This window comes from Xanthobacter sp. SG618 (assembly GCF_012932745.1).
GTDB lineage: Bacteria > Pseudomonadota > Alphaproteobacteria > Rhizobiales > Xanthobacteraceae > Xanthobacter > Xanthobacter flavus.
Map to the genome: position 1 here is coordinate 204,511 of NZ_JABBHL010000007.1, position 26,419 is coordinate 230,929.

Here is a 26,419-nt window from a genome sequence, read left to right on the forward strand (position 1 = left end):
CGGAGGGACCATGAACGTCTCCGTCAGCCCGAAGGCGGCCGCGGTGCGTGCCGACGTCACTGCCGCCGTGGTGCAGGCGACCCAGCGCATCCGGTTCGACGACATCCCCGCGCGCACCATCGCCACCACCAAGCGCGTGCTGCTCGATACGCTGGCGGTTGCCTGGGCGGCGGCGGATGCGGCCGGCGTCAATGCGGCGCGGGCGCTCGCGCTGCGCGGCGCGCCGGGCCATGCCAGCCTGTGGGGTGAGGGCGAGACCCGGCGGGAGCCCTCCGCCGCCGCCTTCTACAATGGTACGCTCGCTGCGGCGCTTGATTTCGACAGCCTCGCCGGATTCGTCCATGCCGACATCATCGTGGCGCCCGCCGCGCTCGCCGTCGCCGAGCAGCAGCGTCGCAACGGGCGCGAGCTTCTCGCCGCCCTCACCGTCGGCAACGAATTGGTGGTGCGGCTGGCGGCAGCGACGCGCACCAACCGGGGCTTCTTCCACACCTCCATCGCCGGCGTGTTCGGCGCCGCGCTCGCCGCCGCCCGCCTGCGCGGGCTGGATGCGGACCGCACCCACAATGCCCTCGGCATCGCCTTGTGCCACGCAGGCGGGACCCAGCAGAGCCACGTGGAGCAGCGCCTCACCAAGCGCCTGCAATCGGCCTTCGCCGCACGCGACGGCATCATTTCCGCCGATCTCGCGGCGCTCGGCACCACCGGCCCGCGCGCCGCCTTCGAAGGGCCGTTCGGCCTGTTCGCTTTGTTTGAGGAGGGACGGCCGGAAGAGGTGCTGGACGGCCTCGGCCGGCGCTTCCTGGTGGATGAGACCGCGCTCAAGCGCTTTCCCGCCTGCGGATGCAGCCATGCAGCGCTGGCCGCGGCACTGGAGATCGTCGCCCGCCATGGTATCACCGGTGAAGATGTGGCGCGGGGCGAGATCGTGCTGACGCCCTATATGGCGCGCCTCGTGGGCGGCGCCTTCGCGCCCGAGGCCAATCCGCAGGTGACGGGCCAGTTCAACGTGCGCTACGGCGTCGCCGCTGTCCTCGCGCGCGGCGGCTTCGGCCTCGCCGACATCGAGCCGGCGGCGGTGCTCGACCCCGCGATCCGGCCGCTGGTGGAGCGTCTGTCCGTGCGGGTGGACGAGAGCCGCACCGGCACCTTCGCCCCCGCGGATGTCACCATCGAGACCCACGACGGCCGTCGCCTGCATCATCGCGTGGAGGCCGTGCCCGGCAGCTCCGAGGCGCCGCTGAGCGAGGACGAGATCCACGCCAAGCTGGTCGCGGCCTTCGGCTATGGCCGCAATGCGCTGCCGCCGGCCCGCATCGAGGCGCTGGTGCAGCGCATCCACCGGTTGGAGGGGGTGGATGATATTTCCACCCTCTTCGACCAGGTGCTGTGAGCGGCGACCCTTTTCACGTCACTTCGCACGAGGCCTCCATGGCGCATGATTTCAAGGACCGGGTCATCTGGATCACCGGCGCCGGCGGCGCCCTTGGCCGGGCCAGCGCCGAGACGCTGGCCGCGCAGGGCGCGACCGTCATCGCCTCCGGCCGGCGGTTTGAGACTCTGCCGTCGGCGGAGCGCATCGTGCCGCTCGCCGTGGACATCACCGATGCCGCCGCCGTCGATGCCGCCGCGGCAGAGATCGTGAAGCGCTTCGGCCGGCTGGACGGGGTGGTGACCTCCACCAACCTGCCCATCTTCGGCGACTTCCTGAAGCTCGCTGATGCCGACTGGCTGAAGGTGATCGACGCCAAGCTGCTCGGCACCGTGCGCGTGGTGCGCGCGGCGCTGCCGCATCTCATCGCTTCCGGCAAGGGGAGCGTGGTGGTGCTGAGCGGGCGCGGCGGCATCGAGCCTTCGCCGCAGCATCTGCCGGGCTCCAGCGTGAACGCGGCGCTGATCCTGCTGGTGCGGGGTCTGGGCACGGTCTACGGGCCGCAGGGCGTGCGGGTGAATGCGGTGTCGCCCGGCCCCATCAAGTCCCCCCGGCTGGATGCGCTGAACGCCGCCGGGACCGGCGCGCCGCCCGACACCGCCCTCCCCGGCCCCGGCCTTCCCACGGACGTGGCCGACGCGGTGGCGTTCCTTCTGTCCGACGAGGCGCGCTACATCACCGGCTCGAACCTGTTCGTGGATGGTGGCGGCCGCGCCCTCGCCTGATCCGATTGCGCCGCAAAAATGCAGAAGGCCGCCGGATCGTGGTCCGGCGGCCTTCTCGCGTCAGGGATAGACCTTGAAGGCGATGGTGTCGTCGCGCTCGATCTGGCGGATCAGGTCGATCTCCCAGTCGAGATAGCGGCGGAAGGCGGCATGGCGGTCGCCGGCTTCCTGATAGGGCGAACGCCACACGTCATCGGCGGCATGGAGCAAAGCGGTCTCGCCGGTCTCCAGCGGCAGGCCGATGGCCTTCCACGCCGCCGTTCCGCCCTCCAGCACCGAGACCTGCCGGCCGGACCCCGCCAGCTCCACCGCCGCCAGCGCCGCGAGCTTGCCATCCGACGAGGTGAGGACCAGCGGCCGAGGCGGCAGCGTGTCCAGCCCCTCCGGCAGGCGGGCGCGCACGGCGAAGCGGGCTCCGGGAATGTGGCCGGCCGCATAGGCCAGACTCGTGTCGAGATCGAGCACCACCACCGCGTCCTTCGCGATGAGCCGCTCGAGCCCCGCCACCTGCGTCACCGCCACGGTGGGCGCGCGCCCGAGCACGACCTGCGGCTCCGGCCCCTGCTCCAGCCGGTCGGAGGCATCGAGACCGAGCACATAGACCTCGCCAACACCGAGCTGGATGAGCCACGAGGCGGTGATGGCGGCGCGCACGCCGTCGGCGTCGTCCACCAGCACGATGCGGGCGTTGCGGGTGCCCACCCAGCGATCGGTGGCCTGCACCAACTGGCCGCCTTCTGCCCAGAGCGAACCGGGCAAATGGCCCGCCTCGTATTCTGCACGGGTGCGCACATCCAGCACATAGAGGGTGCGGGCGTCGCGCTCCGCCTCGAAGCGGGCAAGACCCTCGCGATCCAGCGTGCGGATGCCGAAGCGCCGGGTGAGGCGGCCGACGCTGGCGCGTGCCTTCTCCAGCTCGGCGGGACCTGGGGCGGGCACTTCCGCGCGGTCGCCATGGGCGAGGTCGTAGCCCTCGAACAGCCACGCCATGGTGCCGTTCTCCAGCGCCACCACGGTGTTGGGGATGCCGGCATTGATGAGCGCCTGCGCGCCGATGATGGAGCGGGTGCGGCCCGCGCAGTTCACCACCACCAGTGTCTCGTCGGAGGGCACGAGGCCATGGACGCGGAACGGCAGCTCCGCGTTGGGCACCGCATGGGCGCCGGGGATGTGAAAATTCTCGAATTCCTGGAAGGTGCGTCCGTCGAGGATCACGATGTCCTCGCCGCGATCGAGACGCTCCTTGACCTCGCGGGCCGGCAGGCGGGGCGTGCCATAGGCGTGCTCCACGAATTCGCCGAATGCCTTGGAGAGCACGTTGGAGCCGGTATAGGCGATGCCCCCCGCCGCCTCCCAGGCCGCGACGCCGCCATCCAGCACGGACACATCGGAATAGCCGAGTTCGGACAGCCTGCGCGCCGCGCGTGTGGCAAGGTCACCGACGCCGGAATCCGTCACCACCACCGGCGCGCCGAACCGCGGCAGCAGGGCGGCGGCGCGCAGCTCGATCTGGCTCAAAGGCAGCGGAACGGACTGGAGGATGTGCCCGTCGCGGGAGCGCACGCCCTCCTCGCGGGCATCCACCAGCGCGACTTCTCCGCCGCCGGCCAGACGGTTTCGCAAATCTTCGACGGTGATGAGTTGGTAGGGCTCCGCCGGTGCTACGGGCGGGGTCTGGAGCGCGGCGGTCGCGGTCATGGGCGGTCTCCGGGAAGGGGTGGGCAGCCATCCTTTCTGTATTTTTCTATAAATTCAATTGAATTTATTGACTAACATAAGAGGTGCTGATTTTCTGCGGTCACGCCGCCCGAACGGAACCGGAAACCGACCCATGCCGCAGACGCCCGCCCCGGACAGCACCGGCCCCGCCGCCGGTTCAAAGAAGGAAATCCGCGTCAACGCCTTCGCCATGGCGACGCCGGTGCATCACTCGCCCGGCCTGTGGCGGCATCCGGAAGACCGGTCGCTCGACTACACGACGCTCGGCTACTGGACCGACCTTGCCCGCACGCTGGAGGACGGCGGCTTCGACGCGCTGTTCGTCGCCGACAGCATGGCCTCCAACGACGTCTATGGCGGCTCCTACCATGCGGCGCTGAAGGTGGGCGCGCAAATCCCCAAGCTCGACCCCATCGTGGCGGTGTCGGCCATGGCGCGGGTGACGCGGCATCTCGGCTTCGGCATCACCAGCAATGCGCTCTACGAGCCGCCCTACCCCTTCGCCCGCCGCATGTCGACGCTCGACCACCTCACCAAGGGGCGCATCGGCTGGAACATCGTCACCGGCCACACCAGCTCCGGCTCCCGCGCCGTGGGCGAGAAGGCGCTGACACCCCACGATGCGCGCTACGACATCGCCGACGAATATCTCGATGCCGTCTACGCCCTCTGGGAAGGCAGCTGGGATGACGACGCGGCGGTGCGCGACCGCGCGAACCGCGTCTTCGCCGATCCGGCGAAGGTGCGCCCCATCGTCCATCGCGGCCAGCATTTCCAGGTGGAGGCGATCCACCTCTCCGAGCCGTCGCCCCAGCGCACGCCCGTGCTGTTCCAGGCCGGCGCCTCCACCCGTGGCCGGGCCTTCGCCGCCCGCCATGCGGAATGCATCTTCGTGAGCGGGCCGACGCCCAACGTCATCGCGCCTGTGGTGGCCGACACCCGCGCCCGCGCCGCCGCGCTGGGACGCGACCCGAAGGAAATCCTGTTCTTCTCCATGGCCACCACCATCGTCGGTGCCACGGAGGAAGAGGCGCGGGAGAAGCTGGAGAGCTACCGCCGCTTCCTCAATCCCGAGGCGGCGCTGATCCTGTTCTCGGGCTGGACCGGCATCGATTTCTCCAAGCACGATCTGGACGCCCCCATCCGTTTCGACGACCGCTCGCAGGGGCTCGTCTCCGCGCTGGAAGCCTTCTCCATCGCCGATCCGAACCGGGTGTGGACAGTGCGCGAACTCGCCGAGCACAACGCCATCGGCGGGCGCGGCCCGGTCTTCATCGGCTCTGCCACGCAGGTGGCGGACCAAATCGAGGCCTGGGTGGAGGCCACCGACGTGGACGGCCTCAATCTCAGCTACGCGGTGACGCCCGGCGGCTATGCGGATTTCGGCGCGCTGGTGGTGCCCGAGCTGCGCCGGCGCGGCCGCTTCAAGGCCGATTACGTCGCCGGCACGCTCCGCGAGAAGCTCTATGGCCCCGGCCGCAGCCGCCTTCCGCAGAGCCACCCCGCCGCCGCCTTCCGCCCCGCCGCTGCACCCGTCGCCGACGCGCGCGCGGCGGTCTGACCTCCTGGGAGAACGCGCATGTCCGCCGATGCCTTCGGGGCCATGGCCCTCATGTTCGGAGCCGTCTGCCCCGGTGAAAGCCGGGCCGCGCCGGCTCCGGCACCCCGCAATGATCTACGCCTGAGCACGGCGCCCCGCGCACCGGGAGCCACGGCCCCCGTCCTGCGACAGGTCTCGCTCGGCGCGACCCTCGCGTCTCTGCTCCAGCGCTGACCCTGGAAAGGCCCGCCATGACCCGTCAGATCCGCCTCAACGGCTTCATCGGCTTTAGCCCGGTGCATCTCTCGCCCGGCCTGTGGGCGCACCCCGCGAGCCGGGGCGCCGACTACAACACGCTCGATTACTGGGTGGACCTCGCCAAGGTGCTGGAGCGCGGCAAGTTCGATGCTTTGTTCATCGCCGACGGCATCGGCGTGCATGACGTCTATGGTGGCAACGCGGACGCGGCGATCCGCTCCGGCGCACAATTCCCCAAGCTCGATCCGCTGATGCTGGTGTCCGCCCTTGCCCACGAGACGAAGGACCTGGGCTTCGGCATCACCGCCTCCACCAGCCACGAGTTGCCCGCCGTGCTCGCCCGGCGCTTCTCCTCGCTGGACCATTTCACGCAGGGTCGCATCGGCTGGAACATCGTGACCGGCTATTCGGACAGCGGCGCCCGGGCGGTGGGGCGCGAGAAGGTGATCGCCCACGACACGCGCTATGATCGCGCCGACGAATTCCTCGAGGTCGCCTACAAGCTGTGGGAAGGCTCGTGGGAGGACGCCGCCGTGGTGCGCGACCGCGCCTCCGGCACCTTCGCCGATCCCTCCAGGGTCCACCGCGTGCGGCATGAAGGCCGGCACTTCGACATCGACACCATCCACCTCACCGAGCCCTCGCTCCAGCGCACGCCCTATCTGTTCCAGGCCGGCGCCTCGCCGCGCGGGCGGGCGTTCGCGGCGCGGCACGCGGAGGCGGTGTTCGTGGGCGGGCCGACCCCGGCGAGCATCGCACCGGGCATCTCCGACATCCGGGCGCGGGCGGCGGCGCTGGGGCGCGATCCGCGCGACATTGCCGTCTTCACCCTCGCCACCGCCATCCCCGCCCGCAGCCGGGCGGAGGCGGAGGACAAGCTCGCCGACTATCGCCGCTACACCGACCCCGACGGTGTGTTGGCGCTGTTCTCCGGCTGGACCGGCATCGATTTTTCCGCCTTCGACCTCGACGCGCCGCTGACCCTCAGCGAAGTCAAGGAGAATGCCGTGCAGTCGCTGCTCGAGACCTTCACGGTGGCGGAGCCCAGCCGGGTGTGGACGCTGCGCGAGATCATCGCCCACAACGGCATCGGCGGGCGCGGCCCGCTCTTCGCCGGCACGCCGGCCGACATCGCCGACGAGCTGGAAGCCTGGGTGGCGGCGGCGGACGTGGACGGATTCAACCTCTCCCACGCCTTCTTTCCGGACACCTTCACCGACGTGGTGGACCTGCTGGTGCCGGAGTTGCAACGCCGGGGCCTCTACAAGCAGGACTACGCGACCGGCACCCTGCGCGGAAAGCTCTCCGGCTCCGACCGGCTGAAGGAGACCCATGCCGGCGCCGCCTATCGCAGGCTCAGCGCGGCCGCGTGAGGGGCCAAAAGCGGCGCGCCATCTGTCGCCCGGCTAATGTCTATTAATTCGCGTGATTAACTGGACAATACAGCTTGGCCGTGTCATCCATGGTGCATCGGCGCGCAAGAGGGGGCATCCGGTGACGGCCAAGGGACGCGACGGCCAGATACGAGAAGGCCAGATACGCAATGGCTACGGCGTGTTCGATCGTGCCGAACCGGTCGGCGGCGTCGCGTTCCACGATGGCGAGCGGAGCGATGGGGGCGCGGGCGGCAGCGCTCCACCCTCGGGCTGGAACCTCGCCCCGGTGGTCGCGGCGCTGAAGCTGTCGCGGGATGTGCAACACAATATCCGCCATCGCGGCCTGCTGCGCCCGCCGCCCTCCCGCGAGGCCATCGTTTCCGCACTCCAGGGGCTCGCGGCGGCGCTCTTCCCGGCCCATTACGGACCGCCGGGGCTCGCCGCCGAGACCATCGACTATTTCGTCGGCGCCACCCTCAACGACGCGCTCACCACCCTCGCGGAGCAGACCCGGCGCAGCCTGCCCTTCTCCACCCGGGAGGCGCGCTCCGAGGCGGTGTTCGAGCGCGACGCCATCGACATCGTCCGCGCCTTCGCCCAGCAATTGCCGGAGATCCGCGCGCTCCTCGTCAGCGACATCCGCGCGGCCTATGAGAACGATCCGGCGGCCACGGGCTTCGCCGAGATCCTGCTGGTCTATCCCGGGCTCACGGCGGTGGTGCACCACCGCATCGCCCACGCCCTCTACGGGCTCGGCGCCGGCTTCCTCGCCCGCCTCATCTCCGACATCGCCCATTCGCGCACCGGCATCGACATCCACCCCGGCGCCGCCATCGGCGGCAGCTTCTTCATCGATCACGGCACCGGCGTCGTCATCGGCGAGACCACCATCATCGGCGAGCGGGTGCGCCTCTATCAGGCGGTGACGCTGGGCGCGCGCAATTTCCCGACGGACGCCTCGGGCGCCATCATCAAGGGCGCGCCGCGTCATCCCATCATCGAGGACGACGTGGTGATCTATTCCGGCGCCACCGTGCTCGGGCGCATCACCATCGGCCGTGGATCGACCATCGGCGGCAATGTCTGGCTCACCCATTCGGTGCCGCCGGGCAGCCATCTCACGCAGGCGCAGAACCGCTCGGTGGGCGGCGCGGGAGACCCCGCGCCCCGATCGCCCGCGAGCAACGGGGCGCGCCACACCAGCCTTTCAACGGGGAACCCGAATGACTGAAGAGCCTGCCATCAGAAGGACATTGAACGAGGCCGCCGCCCGGCAGCTCGCCAATGCCACGAAGACCCGCGCGCAATGGTCCGGCATCACGCCGCGCTGGCTCGTTTCCTTCCTGCCGTGGACGCCGGTGGAAGCCGGCATCTACCGCCTCAACCGCGTCAAGGAAGCCAACGGCGAGATCGCCGCCGACGTGGAATGCTCGCCCCGCCGCGACCAGGACCCGGACCTGCCGGAGACCTTCGTGGACTATGACGAGGCGCCGCGGGAATATTCCCTCAATGCGGTGACCACCATCCTCGACGTGCAGACCCGCGTCTCGGACCTCTATTCCCACCCCTACGACCAGATCCAGGAGCAGCTGCGCCTCCTCATCGAGAAGGTGAAGGAGAAGCAGGAGGCCGAGCTCATCAACAATGCCGAGTACGGCCTTCTGACCAACGCGGCGCCCTCGCAGAAGATTGCCACCCGCACCGGCGCGCCGACGCCGGACGATCTCGACGAGCTCATCACCAAGGTGTGGAAGGAGCCGGCCTTCTTCCTCGCGCACCCGCGCGCCATCGCCGCCTTCGGCCGCGAATGCACCCGCCGCGGCGTGCCGCCGCCCACGGTGACGCTGTTCGGCACCCCGTTCCTCACCTGGCGGGGCCTGCCGCTGGTGCCGTCCGACAAGCTCTATGTGGACGAGAACGGCAAGACCAACATCCTGCTGCTGCGCACCGGCGAGAAGAAGCAGGGCGTCATCGGCCTGTTCCAGCCGGGCGTTCCCGGCGAGGTGGCGCCCAGCCTCTCGGTCCGCTTCATGGGCATCAACCGCAAGGCCATCGCCTCCTATCTGGTCTCGCTCTACTGCTCGGCCGCCGTGCTCACGCACGATGCGCTGGCGGTGCTCACCGATGTCGAGGTCGGCAAGTATCATGCCTATCCTGACACCTACGCCTGAGCCGGGGGTGCCCGAAGGGGCGGCGGATTTCGGCCCGGACGATTTCGGCGCGGCGGCAAACGCTGCGCCGGGGTCCCCGCCGCCGGGCTGGCCCGACCCGCAGGTGCTGCAGCAGATCGCCAACGCCTTTTTCCAGGCGGGGCCGGCGTCTGCCGCACCCGAGGCGGCGCCGCATCTGGTGACGCTGCCCTCCGCACCGCCAAGCCCGGCCGATGTGCCGGGCCTGCCCGCGACCACCCTCGTGGCCCAGCATGCGCCGTCGCGGCCGCCCTTCGCCGCGCCGGACCTGCCGCCCGTCACCATCCCCTCGGTGGTGCCGACGCCGAACATCCCGGCCCCGCCCGCCCCGGCGGCGGTGGCCGTTCCCGGCCTTCCCGGCGTGCCCCAGCCGGGCGGCTCGCCCGCACTGTCGCTTCCGGGTCTCGCCAGCGGCTTCAGCGCCGGGCAGGTGCCGGCAGGCCTCGGCAGCGTCATCGCGCTCGACAGCCGGCGTCCGCCCGCGCCTTCCACGGCGCCGGGGGATTTCGGCGGAGAGGCGGGCGGTCTCTACTTCCTGGACGAGGCGCGCGCCCACTCGCCCGTGCCCGCCTCTGCATCCCTGCCGGCGGAACCCAAAGTGCCGGCAGCGCCAGCACCCGCCGGCCTTCCGGCCGCGTCGGCGCAGGCCCCGGACTTCGGCGGGATCTCCTCGGCGCTCAGCCCGGAGCTTGTACCGGACCTCGGCCCGCAGACGCGCCCGTTCGATCCCCACGCGATCAAGCGGGACTTCCCGATCCTGCAGCAGAGCGTGCATGGCAAGCCGCTGATCTGGCTCGACAATGCCGCGACCACGCAGAAACCGCAGGCGGTCATCGACCGCCTGACGCACTTCTACGAGCACGAGAATTCCAACATCCACCGTGCCGCCCACGCCCTCGCGGCGCGGGCGACCGACGCCTATGAGGCAGCCCGCGAGAAGGTGCGGCGCTTCCTCAATGCCGGGTCGGTGAAGGACATCATCTTCGTGCGCGGGGCCACCGAGGGCATCAACCTCGTCGCCCAGACCTATGGCCGGCGGCATGTGAAGGAGGGCGACGAGATCGTCGTCACCCATCTGGAGCATCACGCCAACATCGTGCCATGGCAGCAGCTCGCCGCCGAGAAGGGCGCGCGGCTGCGCGTCGCGCCGGTGGACGACACGGGGCAGGTGATCCTCGAGGAATACGAGAAGCTGCTCAATCCCCGCACCCGCATCGTCGCGCTGGCGCAGGTGTCCAACGCGCTGGGCACGGTGGTACCGGTGAAGGAGATGGTGGCCATCGCCCACCGCCACGGCGTCTGTACGCTGGTGGACGGGGCGCAGTCCGTCTCTCACATGGCGGTGGACGTGCAGGCGCTGGACGCCGACTTCTTCGTCTTCTCCGGCCACAAGGTGTTCGGCCCCACCGGCATCGGCGTGGTCTACGGCAAGAAGGATGTGCTCGCCCATCTGCCGCCGTGGCAGGGCGGCGGCAATATGATCGCCGACGTGACCTTCGAGAAGACCATCTACAATGGTCCGCCCGAGCGGTTCGAGGCCGGCACCGGCAACATCGCCGATGCGGTGGGCCTCGGTGCGGCCATCGACTATGTCGAAAGCATCGGCATGGAGGTGATCGCCCGCTACGAGCATGAGCTGCTGGTCTACGCGACGCAGCGGCTTCTGACCGTGCCCGGCCTGAAGCTCGTCGGCAGGGCGGCGGACAAGGCGAGCGTGTTCTCCTTCGTGCTCGATGGCTGCCGCACGCAGGACGTGGGCGCGGCGCTCGACCGCGAGGGAATCGCTGTGCGGGCCGGCCACCATTGTGCCCAGCCCATCCTCCGCCGGTTCGGGCTGGAGAGCACGGTGCGGCCCTCCCTCGCCTTCTACAACACGACCGACGACGTGGACGCGCTGGAAACCGCACTCAAGCGCATCCAGAGCAGCCGCGGCTACCGGCTCTGACCCCTCCCCGCCCCGGTCGCAGCGCCGGGGCGGGAGATCCCCGGCGCCAAGCCCAACGAACGTTGAGACTTCAGCCGCACTTCTGCGGCTCCAGGCACGCCTGCCCGCAAGCATCCCTTGCTTCGCCAAAGACCGCAGACGGGGATTTCTCGTCCGCTCGGCCATCGAGCCGATGCCCCGTGCAGGGCCGCACGGCCATTCCACGTCCAACTCGTGGGCATTTAATTACATTAAAAAGATCGACAAACTATATTTAAGAGATATGCTGACATCTCTTCGCTGGCGCGTGCCGCCGGACCAGGATTCCCAGTGCTGAGCCTGACCTGCGAAGCGCTCCGCTCGAAGCGCGCCGGGTGCCCCTCCGGCCCTTTCCAACGCTCCATTCCGTCGGACCCGCCACTTGGGACCCAGCCATGAATGAAATCGTCGTCCCGTCTTCCGCCGCGACCCCTTATGGCGAACCGCTTCGCCCGGATGCGCCGGCGCTGGATGCCCTGTTCGGCACCATCGCGGAGGGTGCGGCCCAGCGCGAATATGAGCGCATCCTGCCGCATGAGCCGCTGGCGCTCATCCGCGCGGCGAAGCTCGGCGCGCTTAGGCTTCGAGTGGAGGCGGGCGGAGCCGGCGCATCGTTCCGCGAACTGTTCGGCGTGGTCCTGCGCCTTGCCGCAGCGGACGCGAATGTCGCGCACATCCTGCGCAATCACTTCACCTTCGTGGAGCGCTACGCCCGCAACCCGCGCAACGCCGCCGAGGAAGGCTGGCAGCGTGCCGTGGCGGATGGCGCCATCGTCGGCCTCGCCAATACGGAGAGCGACGCCAAGGTGGTGGGCGGCTCCCCCTTCGCCACCGTCCTGCGCCCGGACGGCGACGGCTGGCGCATCAGCGGCCGCAAATACTATTCCACCGGCACCATCTTCTCCGACCTGGTGCTGGTGCGGGTGGCGACGCCGGAGGGCGGCAACGCCTCCCTCATTCTGCCGGTGAAGCGCGAGGGCATCGAGATCGTCGATGACTGGGACGGCATCGGCCAGCGCCTCACTGGTTCGGGCACCACCATCTTCAACGACGTGCGCGTCGAGCCGGATGAAGTGGTGCCGGACGGCACGGGCGTCGGCTACGGCACCGCCTATTCCAGCACCCTGCCCCAGCTCTACCTCACCACGGTCAATGCCGGCATCCTCGCCGCCGTGCTGCGGGATGCGACGGCGCTGCTCAAGAGCCGCAAGCACACCTATTTCTTCGCGCCGACGCCCGTCGCCACGGAAGATCCCATCCTCCAGCAGGCGCTGGGCGAGATTTCCGCGGCGGCCTATGCGGCGGAAGCGCTGGTGCTCGCCACCGCCGAAGCGCTCGATGTCGCCGATGCGCTGCGCGCGTCCGGCGCGTCCTCGGAAGAGGTGAACGCGGCGGCCCACGGGGCGGCGCTCAAGGCGGCGCGGGCCAAGGTCATCATCGACGATCTCACCCTGCGCTCGGCCAGCCAGCTGTTCGACGTGGGCGGCGCCTCGGCGGCCCACCGCGCGGTCAATCTGGACCGCCACTGGCGCAATGCCCGCACCCTCGCCTCGCACAATCCGCGCTCCTACAAGGCGCGGCTCCTCGGCCTCCACGCCATCGACGGCACGCCCCTGCCGCCCTCCAGCTTCTTCTGAGCCAGGGGCCGGCGTGATCCGGCCCCTCAGCGCCCAACGCCCATCCGAGACCCGAAGACCCGATGACGTCCCCGTTCGAGACCCTTGCCTTGTCCCGTCGCACGCTCCTTGCGGGCGCCGGAGCCTCCCTCCTCCTGCCGGCAGCCGCGCGCCGAGCGGGCGCAGCCCCGGCCACCGGGGGCACGCTCGTTGCCGTGCTCGATCCCGAGCCGGCCGGCCTCGTCGCCGGCCTCACCATCTCCGCGCCGGCGGTGGCGGTCTCGGCCAACATCTTCGACGGGCTCGTGGAGTATGACGAGGGCTTCAAGCTCAAGCCGAGCCTCGCCACATCCTGGGAAACCTCGGCGGACGGCACCGTCATCACCTTCCGCCTCCGCAACGACGTGACCTGGCATGACGGCACGCCCTTCACCTCGGCGGACGTCGCCTATTCCCTCCTCGAAGTGACGAAGAAGGTGCACCCGCGCGGCAATGCGGTGTTCGCCAATCTCACCGCCGTGGACACGCCCGATCCATACACGGCAGTTCTGCGCTTCTCGCGCCCCTCGCCGGTGGTGTGGGCGGCCTTCAACGGCACCGAGACGCAGATCCTGCCCAAGCATCTGTATGAGGGCACCAACCCCCTCACCAATCCCCTGAACGGCAAGCCCATCGGCACCGGCGCCTTCGTCTTCAAAGAGTGGGTCAAGGGCGAGCGCATCGTTCTGGAGCGCAACCCGAACTATTGGGACAAAGGCCGGCCGTATCTCGACCGGGTGGTGTTCCGCATCATCCGCGATCCTGCCTCCCGCGCGGCGGCGTTGGAAACCGGAGAGGCGCAATACATCCCCCTCAATCCCGTGCCGCTTTCGGACGTGGCGCGCATCAAGGCGTCCAAGGATCTGGTGGTGGAGACGCGCGGCTTCGAGGGGCCGGCGCCCATGTATTTCTTCGATTTCAACCTGCGCCGTGAGCCGTTCGGCGACATAAGGGTGCGGCAAGCCTTTGCCCACGCGTTGAACCGCAAAGCGCTGGCGGAAACCGTGTTCTACGGCCTCGCCAAGCCCGCCGCCGGGCCCGTGCCGAGCTACCAGACCCAGTTCTTCGCGACCGACCTTCCGCAATACGACTACAACATCGCCAAGGCCGAAGCCCTGCTGGATGCCGCCGGGCTGAAGAAAGGTGCGGACGGCGTACGCCTGCGCATCGACCACATCCCCTCCGCCTATGGCGAGGATTACCGGCGGGCGGGCGAATACTTCAAACAGGCGCTGAAGCGCATCGGCGTGGACGTCACGCTGCGCAACTACGATCTGCCCACCTACATCAAGGTGGTTTTCACCGAATACGATTTCGACACCCACAGCGCCTGGTATTCCGCCTATCCTGATCCGCAGATCGGCGTGCAGCGTCGCTACTGGAGCCAGGCGATCAAGAAGGGCACGCCCTCCTCCAACGCCTCGGGGATCGCCGATCCGGAGATCGACGCGGTCATCGAGCGCATCCAGACCGAGGGCAATGTCGAGAAGCGCAACGCCGACATCCGCGAATTGCAGCGCCTCGCGCAAGTGAAGCTGCCCTCCGTAAATCTGCTGGAGCTCACCTTCTACCGCGCCTATTCGGCGAAGCTCTCCGGCATCGATCTCGCCCCGTTCGGCGGCTACCAGTCGCTGAAGACCGTGTGGGTGGGGGCCTGAGATGGCGCGCGCCCTTCAGCTGCCCGAGGGGCGGGTGCTACGCTATTTCGGCCTGCGCGTGGTGCAGGTGGTGCCCACCATCCTTGCCATCGTGGTGCTGAACTTCTTCTTCCTTCGCCTCGCCCCCGGCGACCTCGCCGAGGTGATGGCCGGGGAGGCGGGCTCCGCGACGCCCGAATACATGGCCATGCTGCGCCAGCAGTTCGGGCTCGACGAGCCGCTGCTGGTGCAGTTCCTCAAATACATGGGCCAGCTGTTCCAGCTCAATCTCGGCTATTCGTTCCGCAATTCCATGCCGGTGCTGGACCTCATATTGACCCGCGCGCCCAACACCGCGCTGCTCATGCTCTCCAGCCTCGTGCTGGCGGTGGCGCTCGGCATCCTGTTCGGCGCCATCAGCGCGCAATGGCGCGGGCGCTGGCCGGACGGGGTGCTCTCCGCCTTCTCCACTATCGGCTTTGCCACGCCCCTCTTCTGGGTGGGGCTGATGCTGATCGTGCTGTTCTCGGTGGAGCTGCGCTGGCTGCCGGCCGGCGGCATGCGCGACCTGCAGCAGGTCCATACCGGGCTTGCGGCGGTCGGCGACGTGGCGCTGCACATGGTGCTACCGGTGCTGTCGCTGGCCTTCTTCTACATCGCCATCTACACGCGCCTCACCCGCTCGGCCATGCTGGAAGTGCAGGAACTGGACTTCGTGCGCACCGCCCGCGCCAAGGGCATCGCCCCTTTGCCCATCGCCGTGCGCCACGTGCTGCGCAATGCGCTCCTGCCCATCGTCACCATGACCGGCCTGCAGCTGGGCACGCTGCTCTCGGGCTCGGTGGTGATCGAAACCGTGTTTGCCTGGCCCGGCATGGGCCGGCTCGCCTTCGATGCGGTGTTCCAGCGCGACATCAACCTGCTCTTGGGGGTGCTGTTCTTCTCCTCCTTCCTGGTGATCGTCTCGAACCTCGCGACCGATCTCGTCTACGCCCTGCTCGACCCGAGGATCGACGTGCGATGAGCCTCGACGCCACCGACATCCTTCCCCGCGCCGCCGCGCCTTCGGCCCCCGCCGCGCCGAAGCCCCGCCGCGCGGTGCGCACCTCCTCCTTCGGCTATCGCTTCCTGCGCAGCCGCACCGCCCTTGCCGGCAGCATCGGCCTCGCCTTGGTGGCCGGCGCCGCGTTGTTCGCGGGGCAGATCTTCCCCGGTGATCCGCTGGACATGGTGGCCCGACCGTTCATCTGGCCCTTCACCTCGGCGGAATACCCCCTCGGCACCGACATGCTGGGCCGGGACATCCTCATCGGCCTCGTCTATGCGGCGCGTGTCTCGCTGGCGGTCGGCCTTGCGGCGGCGGGGCTCGCCGTGGCGCTGGGCGTCGTGTTCGGGGCGCTGTCGGGTTATTTCGGTGGCTGGGTGGACCAGGTGCTCACCCGTATCACCGAAGTGTTCCAGACCATGCCGCCGCTCGTGTTCGTGGTGGTGGTGGTGGCGATCCTCACGCCCTCGGTCTCGTCCATCGTGCTCGGCATTGCCGTCACCTCCTGGCCGCAGGTCGCCCGGCTGGTGCGGGCGGAGGCGTTGCGGCTGCGTGATGCGGAATTCGTGCAGGCGGCGCGGGTGATGGGCATGGGGCATTTCCGCATCATCCTCACCCATATCCTGCCCAATGCCATCTCGCCGGTGGTGGTGGCGGGCTCGATCCTCGTCGCCTCCGCCATCCTCACGGAGGCGGCGCTCTCCTTCCTCGGCCTCGGCGATCCCAACCTCATCTCCTGGGGCAGCATGATCGGCTCCGGCCGCGAGGTGCTGCGCACCGCCTGGTACATGACCGCATTGCCCGGCCTTGCCATCTCGCTCACCGTCATGGCGCTGAACCTGCTCGGCAACGGCCTCAACGACGTGCTCAACCCGCGGGTGTCGCTGACATGACGCGCCCTGCCCTTCTCGACGTCAAAGACCTCACTGTCCGCTTCCGCACCCCGGCCGGCCGGCTGACGGCGGTGGATCGCCTCTCCTTCGACATCGCGGCCGGCGAGACGCTCGCCATCGTCGGCGAGAGTGGCTGCGGCAAGTCGGTGACGGCCATGGCGCTGCTGCGCCTGCTCCGGTCGCCGCCGGCGGAGATTTCCGGAAGCCATGTGCGGTTCGAGGGCACCGACCTGCTGGCCCTCTCCGAGCGCGCCATGCGTGACGTGCGCGGCAACCGCATCGCCATGATCTTTCAGGATCCGCTCTCCGCGCTGAACCCGGTGCGCACGGTGGCCGACCAGATCATCGAGAGCCTGAAGCGCCACACGAGCCTGCGCGGCCCCGCCCTCCACCGGCGCGCGGTGGAACTGCTCGACCTCGTCCGCATTCCCGAGCCCCATCGTCGGGCGGACGACTATCCGCACCATTTTTCCGGCGGCATGCGCCAGCGCGTGATGATCGCCATCGCCATCGCCGCCAATCCGCGCCTGCTGATCGCCGACGAGCCCACCACCGCCCTCGATGTCACCGTGCAGGCGCAGATCCTGAAGCTCATCGTCTCGCTCCAGAAGGAGTTCGGCATGAGCCTCCTGCTCATCAGCCACGACCTCGGCGTGGTGGCGGAGACGGCGGACCGCGTGCTGGTGATGTATGCCGGCCGGAAGGTGGAGGAGCGGCCGGTGGCCGACCTGTTCGCCCGTCCTCTCCATCCCTACACCCGCGCCTTGATGCGCGCCCGCCCCACGCCGGGCCTTCGGCGCGAGCTGCTGGACGAAATCCCCGGCATCGTGCCCTCCCTCGCCGACCTGCCGCCCGGCTGCGCCTTCGCGCCGCGCTGCGCCCATGCGGACGAGGCCTGCGCGCGGCTCCAGCCGGTTCTGGAAGGCGTGGGCGGTGGCGGCAGCGTCGCCTGCCTCCACCTTGGTCGCCTGGCGGGGGAAAGGCCCCGCGCGCCGCTTCTGGAAGGCGTGCCGGCATGAGCGCGCCCGTTGAGACGCCCGCTTTGGAAGTGCGCGACCTCGTGGTCTCCTACCGCACCGGCCGGGGTCCCCTCTCGGCGGTGGACGGGGTTTCCTTCGCCATCTGCCCCGGTGAGACGCTGGGGCTGGTGGGGGAATCCGGCTGCGGCAAGTCCTCCCTCGCCAAGGCCATCGTGCAACTGGTCGAGCCCACGTCCGGCGCGCTGAAGGTGGAGGGGCACGACATCACCGGGCTCACCGCCCGCGCGCGGCGGGCGCTCCGGCCCAAGGTGCAGATGGTGTTTCAGGACCCCATGGGCGCCCTCGACCCCCGCCAGCGGGCCGGCACCATCCTGGAAACCCCGCTCAAGCTCAATGGCGTGCGCGGCAAGGCCGAGCGGCGCGCCCGGGTGGCGAGCCTTATGGAGGCGGTGGGGCTGAGGCCGGAATTCATCGACCGGCTGCCGCACGAATTCTCCGGCGGCCAGCGCCAGCGCATCGGCATCGCCCGCGCGCTCGCCCTCGATCCGGCGGTGATCGTCTGCGACGAGCCGGTGTCGGCGCTGGACGTATCGCTGCAGGCGCAGGTGCTGAACCTGCTGCGCAAGGTGCAGCGCGAAACCTCCGTCGCCTATCTCTTCATCAGCCACGATCTCTCGGTGGTGGAGCACATCGCCGACCGGGTGGCCATCATGTATCTGGGCCGCATCGTCGAGCTTGCCCCGCGCGAGACGCTGTGGCGCGCGCCCCTCCATCCCTACACCCGCGCGCTCATCGAGGCGCTGCCGCGCATGGACCCCGGCGCCAGCCGCATCGCCGACAAGACAATTGTGGGCGGCGACCTGCCGAGCCCCTTCGCGCCGCCCAAGGGCTGCCGCTTCCACACCCGATGCCCCATCGCCGTCGGCCGCTGCGCCATCGATGCGCCGGCCCTCAACGATGCGGGCGACGGCCACCTCGTGGCCTGCCATCTCGCGCCCGGCGCCGTGGCCGAGCCGACCGCCGGCGCTGTGTTGCAGCCGGCCTGACCCCCTGCCTGCCCGTCCGGCGCATCCGCGCCGATCCGGAGACCCGACCATGACCGCACGCATCACCATCTCGCCCGCGGACTATCCCGACAGCCCCCTCGCGCAGGCGCTGAAGCAGCCGCTGCTGCTCGGCCTGTTCCTGCCGATCCAGAGCGGAGGCTGGTCGCCCTCGACCCTGCCGCGCACCACCGACTGGACATTCGACTACAACAAGGCGCTCACCCTCAAGGCCGAGGAGCTGGGCTTCGACCTCGCCTTCGGCCTCGCCCAGTGGATCGGCAAGGACGGCTATGGCGGGGAACTGAAGTATCGCGAGCAGGCCATTGACCCGTTCGTCACCGTGGCGGCCCTGTCCTCGGTGACGAAGCGGATCATCCTCATCTCCACCATCCACATCCTCTACGGGCCGTGGCACCCGCTGCACCTCGCCAAGTTCGCGGCGACGCTGGACCACATTTCGGGCGGGCGCTTCGGCATCAACATGGTCACCGGCTACGCCCCGCGCGAGCCGAAGATGTTCGGTACCACGCAGATCGAGCATGACGCGCGCTATGCGCGGGCGGCCGAGTTCATCGGCATCGTCGAGCGGCTGTGGGCCTCCAGCGAGAACGTCACCATCGACGGCGAATTCTGGAAGCTGGAGGAGGCTTACGTCTCGCCCCGTCCCAAATACGGCCGGCCGATCCTCGTCAACGCCACCGGTTCGCCCGCCGGCTTCGACTATGCCGCCCAGCATTCCGACCTCGTCTTCATCACCAGCCCGGCCGGGGCGGAGATCGAGGCGGCGCTCGCCGCGTTGCCGGACCACGTGGCGAACCTCAAGGCCCGCGCCAAGGCTGCCGGGCGCGAGGTGCGCGCCATCATCAACCCCATGATCGTCTGCCGGCCGACCGAGCAGGAGGCGAAGGAATATCACGCCGCGATCCTCGCCCATGCCGATACCGGGGCGGTGCAGGGCTTCCTCGCCCACCACGCCGCCGGCGACAGCCAGGCCTGGAAGAACCACAAGGGCGAGCACCGGGTGCTCGGCGGCAACATCCAGATCATCGGCTCGCCCGAGCAGGTGGCGGACAAGCTCATCCGCCTGAAGCAGGCCGGCATCGACGGCGTGCAGCTCGCCTTCTTCGACTTCAAGCCAGACCTCGATTTCTTCGGCGAAGCGGTGCTGCCGCTGCTGAAGCAGGCCGGGCTGCGCATCTGATCCCCACACGACCGAAACGGAGGCTGCCCATGCTGAACCGTCGCGACATCCTGCGCCTTGCTGCGGCCGGCGCCTCCCTTGCGGCCGTGCCGATGGCGCGCGCTGCGGACGGTTCGCCCGTCCGCGGCGGGCACCTCGTCTCCATCGTGGTGCCGGAGCCGCAGACCCTCGGGCTCACGGTGTCCAACCCCACCATCGTCATCGCCATCAACGTGTACGATGGGCTCGTGACCTATGACGGGACGGGCGCGCCGCGTCCGCAGCTCGCCGAGAGCTACGAGCAGGCGCCCGACGGCCGCTCCATCACCTTCCGCCTGCGCAAGGGCGTGACCTGGCACGACGGCGTGCCCTTCACTGCCGCCGACGTGAAGTATTCGATCCTGGAGGTGGTGAAGAAGACCCACCCGCGCGGCATCGGCACCTATTCGCAGCTTCAGGACATCGAGACGCCCGACGACCACACCGTCATCCTGCGGCTGGCGAAGCCCTCTCCGGTGATCTGGGCCGCGCTCAATTCCAGCGAGACGCAGATCCTGCCGAAGCACCTCTATGAGGGCACCGATCCGCTCACCAATCCCTGGAACACGAAGCCCATTGGCACGGGTCCCTTCATCTTCAAGGAATGGGTGCGCGGCAGCCACGTGACGCTGGAGCGCAACCCGAACTATTGGGACGCCGGCAAGCCCTATCTGGACCGGCTCACCTTCCGCTTCGTGCCCGATGCCGGCGCCCGCGCCGCGGCGTTGGAAACCGGCGAGGCGCAATATGTGCCGCTCAGCCCGGTGCCCCTCTCGGACGTGGAGCGGCTCGCCAAGCGGCCGGACCTCGTGGTGGAAACACGCGGCTGGGAGGCGGTGGCGCCGGTCTTCTTCCTCGACTTCAACATGCGCCGACCCCAGTTCCAGGATGTGCGGGTGCGCCGGGCCATCGCCCTCGCCATCGACAAGAAGGCGCTGGCGCGAACCGTCTGGTACGGCTTCGCCGAGCCCGCCACTGGCCCGGTGCCCGCGTTCCAGACAGCCTTCGCGGCCACCGGGCTTCCGCAGTACGACTATGATCCGAAGAAGGCCGAGGCGCTGCTCGACGAGGCCGGCCTCAAGCGCGGGCCGGACGGCGTGCGGCTGCGCTTCAACCACGTCAGCATCCCCTATGGCGACGACTTCAAGCGCTCGGGCGAGTTCATCCGCCAGCAGCTGAAGAAGGTCGGCATCGAGGTGGAGCTGCTGAACTACGATCTGCCGACCTTCCTGCGGAAGATCTACACCGAATACGACTTCGACACGCTGAACGCCTATTACGCCGCCTTCGCGGACCCGCAGATCGGCGTGCAGCGCCGCTTCTGGTCGCAGACCATCCGGCCGGGGTCGGCGTGGTCCAACGCCTCCGGCTATTCCAACCCCAAGGTGGATGCCCTGCTCGAAGCCGCGGCGGTGGAGCCGGACCCGCAGAAGCGCAAGGCGCTGCTCGGCGAGTTCCAGCTGATCGTCCAGACCGAGCTGCCCTCCATCTCCCTCTTGGAGCTGAAGCAGTTCCGGGTGTGGTCGAGCCGGCTGAAGGGCGTGAATGTCGGCCCCATCGGGGTCTATTCCTCCTTCGCGGATGCCTGGCTGGAGCCGGCGCCCGGAGCCGTGCGGGGCTGACACCGGGCATCCACCTGTCCCCAACCCTGTCCAAGCCGCCACAAGGGATGCGTCATGTCTCAGGTTCCGCCGCGCAACTCCGCCCTCGCCGCACGGCGCGTCATCGTCATCGGCGGCACCAAGGGCATCGGCTTTGCCACGGCCGAGGCGGCGGTGGCGGAGGGGGCCGAGGTGGTGGTGGCGAGCCGGGACGCGGCGCGTGTCGCCGGTGCGGTGGAGCGTCTGGGCGCCAAGGCACCCGGCGCCAGGGCGTCCGGCGCCAGCCTCGACATCGCCGATGCCGAAGCGGTGGCGCGCTTCTTCGGGCAAATAGGGCCGTTCGACCACCTCGTCACGACGGCGGCGCATGTGGTGCGCAAGCCGCTTCTGGAGGCGGACCTCAATGAGGCCCGCGCCTCCTTCGATTCCAAGTTCTGGGGTCAGGTGAATGCGGTGCGCTCCGGCGCGCCGCTGATCCGGGCGGGCGGCTCCATCGTGCTGGTGTCGGGCATCTCCAGCCGCCGGGGCATCGGCACCATGGCATTCCCCGCCGCCATCAACGGCGCCGTCGAGGCGCTGGCGCGCAGCCTGGCCGTCTCGCTGGCGCCCATCCGCGTGAATGCGGTTTCGCCGGGCTATATCGACACCCCCGGCCATGGCGGGCCGGAGCGGGCGGCGACGCTGGCGAAAGTCGCCGCGGCCATTCCCGCCGGGCGGCCGGGGCGGCCGGAGGAGGTGGCGCAGGCCATCCTCTATCTCCTCACCAACCCCTTTTCCACCGGCACCGTGCTCGACATCGACGGCGGCCACCTCGCCGCGTGAGTGGGCCTTCGCCGCCGCGAGCGATACCCCTCACACCACCAGCCGGAAACCGGCGCCGCCTTCCGCCGCCACCTGTGCGGGAAGCTGCTCCTCCCAGCCGAGATAAGTGCGCATGGCGTCCGGATTGCCGTCGTGCCGGTCATGGGCCCAGAACAGATAATCGATGCGCTCGGCATCCGGCGGGCTGGAAGGGCTGGCCGCCAGCGGCAGGCCCGCCGCCCGCCACGCCGCAAGGCCTCCTTCCACCACGGCGATCCGCGCCGCGGTGAGGCCGGAAAGATCGAGCGCGGCGAGATCGGCAACGCCGGGATCGGCGGCGAACAGGACGAGGGCCGGCGCCGCCAGCACGTCCGCAGGGAGCGCCGCAAGGCGCGGCCGGATGGTCCACAATGCCCCGACCGCATGGCCCGCGCGATAGGCCGCGCTGGCATCGAGCGAAAGCGCCCGCGCGCCGTCCTTCACCAAGTCCGCCGCCTCCTGGGGGGACACGCGGGGAGCGGCCGGGATCGCCGCCTTCGACGCTTCGACGCCCCCGGCAATGTCGTCCGGCTTTCCATCGAACACGTGCACATCCTCGCCGAGCTGGATCAGCCAGTGGGCGGTGAGGCGCGCGCGGACGCCATCGGCGTCGATCAGCACGATGCGCGCGTGCTGCACGCCCACCCATTTGTCGAGCGACTGCACCAGTTGCCCGCCTGGTGCCGGCACCGCGCCCGGCACCGGCAGAGCGGTGCGGTCGGCGGCATCCCGCAGGTCGAAGAGGAAGGTGGTGCGCGCAACCGCCTCCGCGCCGCGCCAGCGGGCGAGGGTCACGGCATCCACCAGGGGCACGCCGAACCGCGTGCGGACGGCTTCGGCGCGGGCGCGCGCGGCCGCGATGTCCGGCACCGGCGCAATGGGGACGACACCGGATTCCAGCGCCAGCCCGGCGAGGCGCCAGCCCTGCGTGCCGCCCTTCAGCGCTACCACGCGATTGGGCACCTGCGCATCGATCAGGCTCTGCGCACCGACGATGCCCCGCGTGCGCCCGGCGCAGGAGACGACCACCAGCTGCTCCGGCGCACGGACGAAGGCATCGAACTTCTCCACCAGTTCCGCCCCCGGGCAGCTGATGGCGCCGGGCACATGGAAGCGCGCGAATTCCTCGGGGGTGCGGCTGTCGAGGATCACGAGGTCCGCGCCCTCGTCCTTCAAGCGGGCGAGTTCGGCGGCCTCGATGGCCGGGGTATGGAAGGCATGCTCCACCACCTCGGCGAAAGCCTTCAGGCGGCTGTTGACGCTCTTGTAGACCTCGTAGCCGGCCGCCACCCACGCCGCGACGCCGCCCTCCACCGCGGCAAGGTCGCTGTAGCCCAGCGCCGCCAGCCGCTGCGCCGCCTTCACCGCGAGGCCGTCGCCATCGTCCAGCAGAACGACCGGGGTGGCGAGCCGCGGAACCAGCGCGCCGATGTCCAGCTCCAGCCGGCTGTAGGGCGCGTTGACGGCGAAGAAGGGGTGGCCCTCGCCGAACTGGCCCTCCTCGCGCACGTCGAGGAAGGCGATCTCCCCGGTGCTGCGCAGCGCCGCCTGCACGTCGTGAGGGGACAGGAGGCGGACAGCGGCGGACGGCGTGACGGCGGAAAAGGTCATCGGCAGGTTCCTGGGGGCGCCGGTCGGCGCGAGATGCGGGAAGGGTTCGCGGGGACGATCAGTCGCGATAGTCCGGCTCGCGCCGGTCGAGCAGGCGGCGCAAGGCGGCGAAATGCAGCTCCGCGCCGTGGGGCTTCTGGCCGGGCGCGGCGGTCTTCTGGCCCGCCTGCAACAGCCCGGCGCGATACTGGGCCTGCGCCTTCTCCACGAGGGGCGCCGGCACCTGCTTCAGCGGGCGGCCGGTCCACAGAGCGTAGAGCTGCACCTGGCAGGCGCGTTCCAGCGCGAACAGCCGGTCATAGGCCTCCGCCGTGGTGCGGCCGGTGACGATGACGCCGTGATGGGCGAGGAACAGGATCTTCTTGTCCGGCCCCAGCAAGGCCGCCAGCCGCTCGCCCTCCTCCGGCTCGCGGGCAAGGCCGGTATAGGCGTCGTCATAGACGATCTCGTCGATGAGCAGGATCTCGGTCTGGCCCACCGGCAACAGCCGGTTGTCTTCCAGCCGGGTCAGCGCGGTCGCGTAGGGCATGTGGGTGTGCAGCACCACCTGATGCTCGGGGTGCAGGCGATGGATCGGCGCATGGATGCAATAGGCCGAGCGCTGGATCTCTCCCTCGCCGGCGATCAGCCGCCCGTCATAGCCCACGGTGAGCAGCCCGCTCGCCGTCACCTCCGACCAGTGCAGGCCGAACGGCGGCAGCAGGAACGCATCGTCCCGCCCCGGCACCGCGACGGTGAGGTGATTGTAGATGCCCTGGTCGAAGCCATGCCAGACGGCAAGCCGATGGGCCGCCGCCAGATCCTCGCGGGCGGCCTGTTCCTCAGGGGAAAATTGGGGCGTGGCAACGCGTTGCGCGGCGACGGGGGAGCGTGCGGAAGCGGGCATGGAATTTCTTATTGATAATTTCGATAGACAAAATCAGTATCATGACAATCGGCCTCTTGGAAGGTCCGCTCGGCAGAATGGCGCGCGGCACCGGCCGGTCTCTCCTCCCCCATCCACAAGGCAGGGTCATGCGCTCAGGTGCCCTCAAGCTGTTCTCCGTCGCTGCTGCTGTCATCGGCTTGCTTCCCGCAATGGTCCTCGCCCAGACAGGCCCGTCCGAAGGGACGCCGAAGCACGGCGGCACGCTCGTCACCATCATCCAGCCCGAGCCGACGGTGCTGACCACCACCGTGAACAACCAGTTCTCCAACGGCGCCGTCTCGGTGAACATCTATGACGGCCTCGTCGCCTATGACGACAATCTCGGGCTGAAGCCGGCGCTGGCGGAAAGCTGGGAGATCTCGCCGGACAAGCTGACCCTCACCTTCCATCTCAGGCACGGCGTGAAGTGGCACGACGGCGCCCCCTTCACGTCGGCGGACGTGCGCTTCAGCGCGCTGGAGATCTGGAAGAAGGTGCATTCGCGCGGCCGCCTCACCTTCGCCGAGCTGGAGGATGTGGAGACGCCCGACGCCTATACCGCCATCTTCCGCTTTCGCGCCCCTTCCCTCGTCGTGCTGTCGGCGCTCAACGCCTGGGAGGGGCAGGTGCTGCCGAAGCATCTCTATGAAAACACCGACATCCTGAAGAACCCGCACAATGTCGAGCCGGTCGGCACCGGGCCTTTCAAGTTCAAGTCCTGGACCAAGGGCGAGGCCATCGAGCTGGTGCGCAATGCGGACTCTTGGGATGCCGGCAAGCCCTATCTCGACCGGGTGATCTACCGCTTCATCCCGGACGGCGGCGCGCGGGCGGCGGCGATCGAGATCGGCGATGTGGGCTATGCCGCCTTCGATCCCGTGCCGTTCGCCGACATCGAGCGGGTGCGCAAGCTGCACAACCTCAAGGTGGAATCGCGCGGCTACGAGTGGAACGCCAAATACTATTTCCTCGAATTCAACCTCAGGAACCCGATCCTGGCCGACATCCGCGTGCGGCGCGCCTTCGCCCATGCCATCGACCGGCAGGGGCTCGCCGACACCGTATGGTTCGGCCTCGTGACCCCGGCCACCGGGCCGATCCCCTCCTTCACCAAGGCTTTCTACACCGCGGACGTTCCGACCTACGCCTTCGACCCCAAGGAGGCCGAGCGGCTTCTGGACGAGGCCGGCTACAAGCGCGGCGCCAATGGCGTGCGCTTTTCCATCAATCAGGACTTCCAGCCCTTCAACGAGAATTTCCGCAAGACCGCCGAATACATCCGCCAGAACCTGAAGCGCGTGGGCGTCGAGGTGAATGTGCGCTCGCAGGATCTCGGCGCCTTCGTGCGGCGCGTCTATGGCTCATATGACTTCGACATCAACACGGGGCAGTTCTCCGTGTTCATCGATCCGGAGCTGGGGCTGCTGCGGCAGTTCTGGTCGAAATCCATCGCGCCCGGCATCCCCTGGACCAATGCGTCCGGCTATGCGGACCCCGGCACGGACAAGGTGATCGAGGGCATCAAGAGCGCCGCTGATCCCGAGCAGCGCGTGGCGCTGTTCCACGAGTTGCAGCGCCGCGTGCAGCGCGACCTGCCAGTGCTGCCGCTGCTCGAGCTGAAGCAGTTCACCGTCTACAACACCAACGTCCGCGGCGTTTCGGTGCGGCCGGACGGGGCCATGTCCTCGCTGAAGGGCATCTGGCTCGCCGAATAGAAGCGGCAGGCAGAACGAAAAAATCCCCGGCGGGTCGATAGACCCCCGGGGATAAGTTGCGGGAGAAC

At 69.2% G+C, this 26,419-nt stretch carries 20 protein-coding genes; 17 read left to right on the forward strand and 3 right to left on the reverse strand.

The window, feature by feature from the left end:
* Positions 1-10: 10 nt before the first annotated feature.
* Positions 11-1,393, forward strand: a complete 1,383-nt coding sequence (locus FHT36_RS18940; protein WP_169124033.1) for an MmgE/PrpD family protein — start codon at positions 11-13, stop codon at positions 1,391-1,393.
* A gap of 38 nt (positions 1,394-1,431) precedes the next feature.
* Positions 1,432-2,157 carry an SDR family NAD(P)-dependent oxidoreductase gene (locus tag FHT36_RS18945; RefSeq protein WP_169124034.1) on the forward strand — a complete coding sequence of 242 codons (726 nt, stop codon included), beginning with the start codon at positions 1,432-1,434 and terminating at the stop codon, positions 2,155-2,157.
* Between the two features lie 60 nt (positions 2,158-2,217).
* On the opposite strand, the gene FHT36_RS18950 is transcribed toward FHT36_RS18945, so the two are convergent.
* Complete coding sequence (locus FHT36_RS18950; RefSeq protein WP_169124035.1) at positions 2,218-3,855, reverse strand: rhodanese-like domain-containing protein; 1,638 nt, start codon at positions 3,853-3,855, stop codon at positions 2,218-2,220.
* A gap of 133 nt (positions 3,856-3,988) precedes the next feature.
* Here FHT36_RS18950 and FHT36_RS18955 point away from each other — a divergent pair, with 133 nt between their 5' ends.
* The 14 genes from FHT36_RS18955 (at position 3,989) to FHT36_RS19020 (ending at position 22,100) form a co-directional block, all read left to right on the forward strand.
* The gene (locus FHT36_RS18955; protein WP_169124036.1) at positions 3,989-5,437 is read left to right on the forward strand and encodes an LLM class flavin-dependent oxidoreductase; all 1,449 of its coding nucleotides are present in this window, start codon (positions 3,989-3,991) and stop codon (positions 5,435-5,437) included.
* Between the two features lie 230 nt (positions 5,438-5,667).
* Complete coding sequence (locus tag FHT36_RS18960; RefSeq protein WP_169124037.1) at positions 5,668-7,047, forward strand: LLM class flavin-dependent oxidoreductase; 1,380 nt, start codon at positions 5,668-5,670, stop codon at positions 7,045-7,047.
* Positions 7,048-7,168: 121 nt separating this feature from the next.
* Positions 7,169-8,281: a serine O-acetyltransferase EpsC gene (gene epsC / locus FHT36_RS18965; RefSeq protein ID WP_348644512.1), complete on the forward strand. Its 1,113-nt coding sequence runs from the start codon at positions 7,169-7,171 to the stop codon at positions 8,279-8,281.
* A complete protein-coding gene (locus FHT36_RS18970) occupies positions 8,274-9,221 on the forward strand; it encodes a family 2A encapsulin nanocompartment shell protein (protein WP_169124038.1) in 948 nt (315 codons plus the stop codon). The genes epsC and FHT36_RS18970 overlap by 8 nt, the downstream gene beginning before the upstream one ends.
* Positions 9,196-11,184, forward strand: a complete 1,989-nt coding sequence (locus FHT36_RS18975; protein WP_169124039.1) for a family 2A encapsulin nanocompartment cargo protein cysteine desulfurase — start codon at positions 9,196-9,198, stop codon at positions 11,182-11,184. The genes FHT36_RS18970 and FHT36_RS18975 overlap by 26 nt, the downstream gene beginning before the upstream one ends.
* 413 nt (positions 11,185-11,597) lie before the next feature.
* Positions 11,598-12,839, forward strand: coding sequence for an acyl-CoA dehydrogenase (locus tag FHT36_RS18980; RefSeq protein WP_169124040.1), 1,242 nt, complete (start codon positions 11,598-11,600; stop codon positions 12,837-12,839).
* Between the two features lie 62 nt (positions 12,840-12,901).
* Positions 12,902-14,515, forward strand: coding sequence for an ABC transporter substrate-binding protein (locus FHT36_RS18985; protein ID WP_169124041.1), 1,614 nt, complete (start codon positions 12,902-12,904; stop codon positions 14,513-14,515).
* A 1-nt stretch (position 14,516) separates the two neighbouring features.
* On the forward strand, positions 14,517-15,518 hold the full coding sequence (locus FHT36_RS18990; protein WP_169124042.1) for an ABC transporter permease: 1,002 nt from the start codon (positions 14,517-14,519) through the stop codon (positions 15,516-15,518).
* Positions 15,515-16,432, forward strand: a complete 918-nt coding sequence (locus tag FHT36_RS18995; protein ID WP_169124043.1) for an ABC transporter permease — start codon at positions 15,515-15,517, stop codon at positions 16,430-16,432. Before FHT36_RS18990 ends, FHT36_RS18995 begins: the two co-directional genes overlap by 4 nt.
* On the forward strand, positions 16,429-17,451 hold the full coding sequence (locus tag FHT36_RS19000; protein WP_169124044.1) for an ABC transporter ATP-binding protein: 1,023 nt from the start codon (positions 16,429-16,431) through the stop codon (positions 17,449-17,451). The genes FHT36_RS18995 and FHT36_RS19000 overlap by 4 nt, the downstream gene beginning before the upstream one ends.
* Entirely contained in the window at positions 17,448-18,458 is a 1,011-nt protein-coding gene (locus tag FHT36_RS19005) for an ABC transporter ATP-binding protein (protein ID WP_169124045.1), read from the forward strand. Before FHT36_RS19000 ends, FHT36_RS19005 begins: the two co-directional genes overlap by 4 nt.
* A gap of 49 nt (positions 18,459-18,507) precedes the next feature.
* On the forward strand, positions 18,508-19,659 hold the full coding sequence (locus tag FHT36_RS19010; protein ID WP_169124046.1) for an LLM class flavin-dependent oxidoreductase: 1,152 nt from the start codon (positions 18,508-18,510) through the stop codon (positions 19,657-19,659).
* 29 nt (positions 19,660-19,688) lie between these two features.
* A complete protein-coding gene (locus tag FHT36_RS19015) occupies positions 19,689-21,299 on the forward strand; it encodes an ABC transporter substrate-binding protein (protein ID WP_169124047.1) in 1,611 nt (536 codons plus the stop codon).
* A gap of 54 nt (positions 21,300-21,353) precedes the next feature.
* Entirely contained in the window at positions 21,354-22,100 is a 747-nt protein-coding gene (locus FHT36_RS19020) for an SDR family oxidoreductase (RefSeq protein WP_169124048.1), read from the forward strand.
* Between the two features lie 30 nt (positions 22,101-22,130).
* Here the strand turns inward: FHT36_RS19020 and FHT36_RS19025 are convergent, their stop codons facing one another.
* Together FHT36_RS19025 and FHT36_RS19030 are read right to left on the reverse strand one after the other, a co-directional pair.
* Positions 22,131-23,729, reverse strand: coding sequence for a rhodanese-like domain-containing protein (locus tag FHT36_RS19025; protein WP_169124049.1), 1,599 nt, complete (start codon positions 23,727-23,729; stop codon positions 22,131-22,133).
* A gap of 58 nt (positions 23,730-23,787) precedes the next feature.
* A complete protein-coding gene (locus FHT36_RS19030) occupies positions 23,788-24,615 on the reverse strand; it encodes a class II aldolase/adducin family protein (RefSeq protein WP_169124050.1) in 828 nt (275 codons plus the stop codon).
* 128 nt (positions 24,616-24,743) lie between these two features.
* Between FHT36_RS19030 and FHT36_RS19035 the strand changes: the two genes are divergently transcribed.
* On the forward strand, positions 24,744-26,351 hold the full coding sequence (locus FHT36_RS19035; RefSeq protein WP_246702313.1) for an ABC transporter substrate-binding protein: 1,608 nt from the start codon (positions 24,744-24,746) through the stop codon (positions 26,349-26,351).
* The last annotated feature ends 68 nt before the right edge of the window (positions 26,352-26,419 follow it).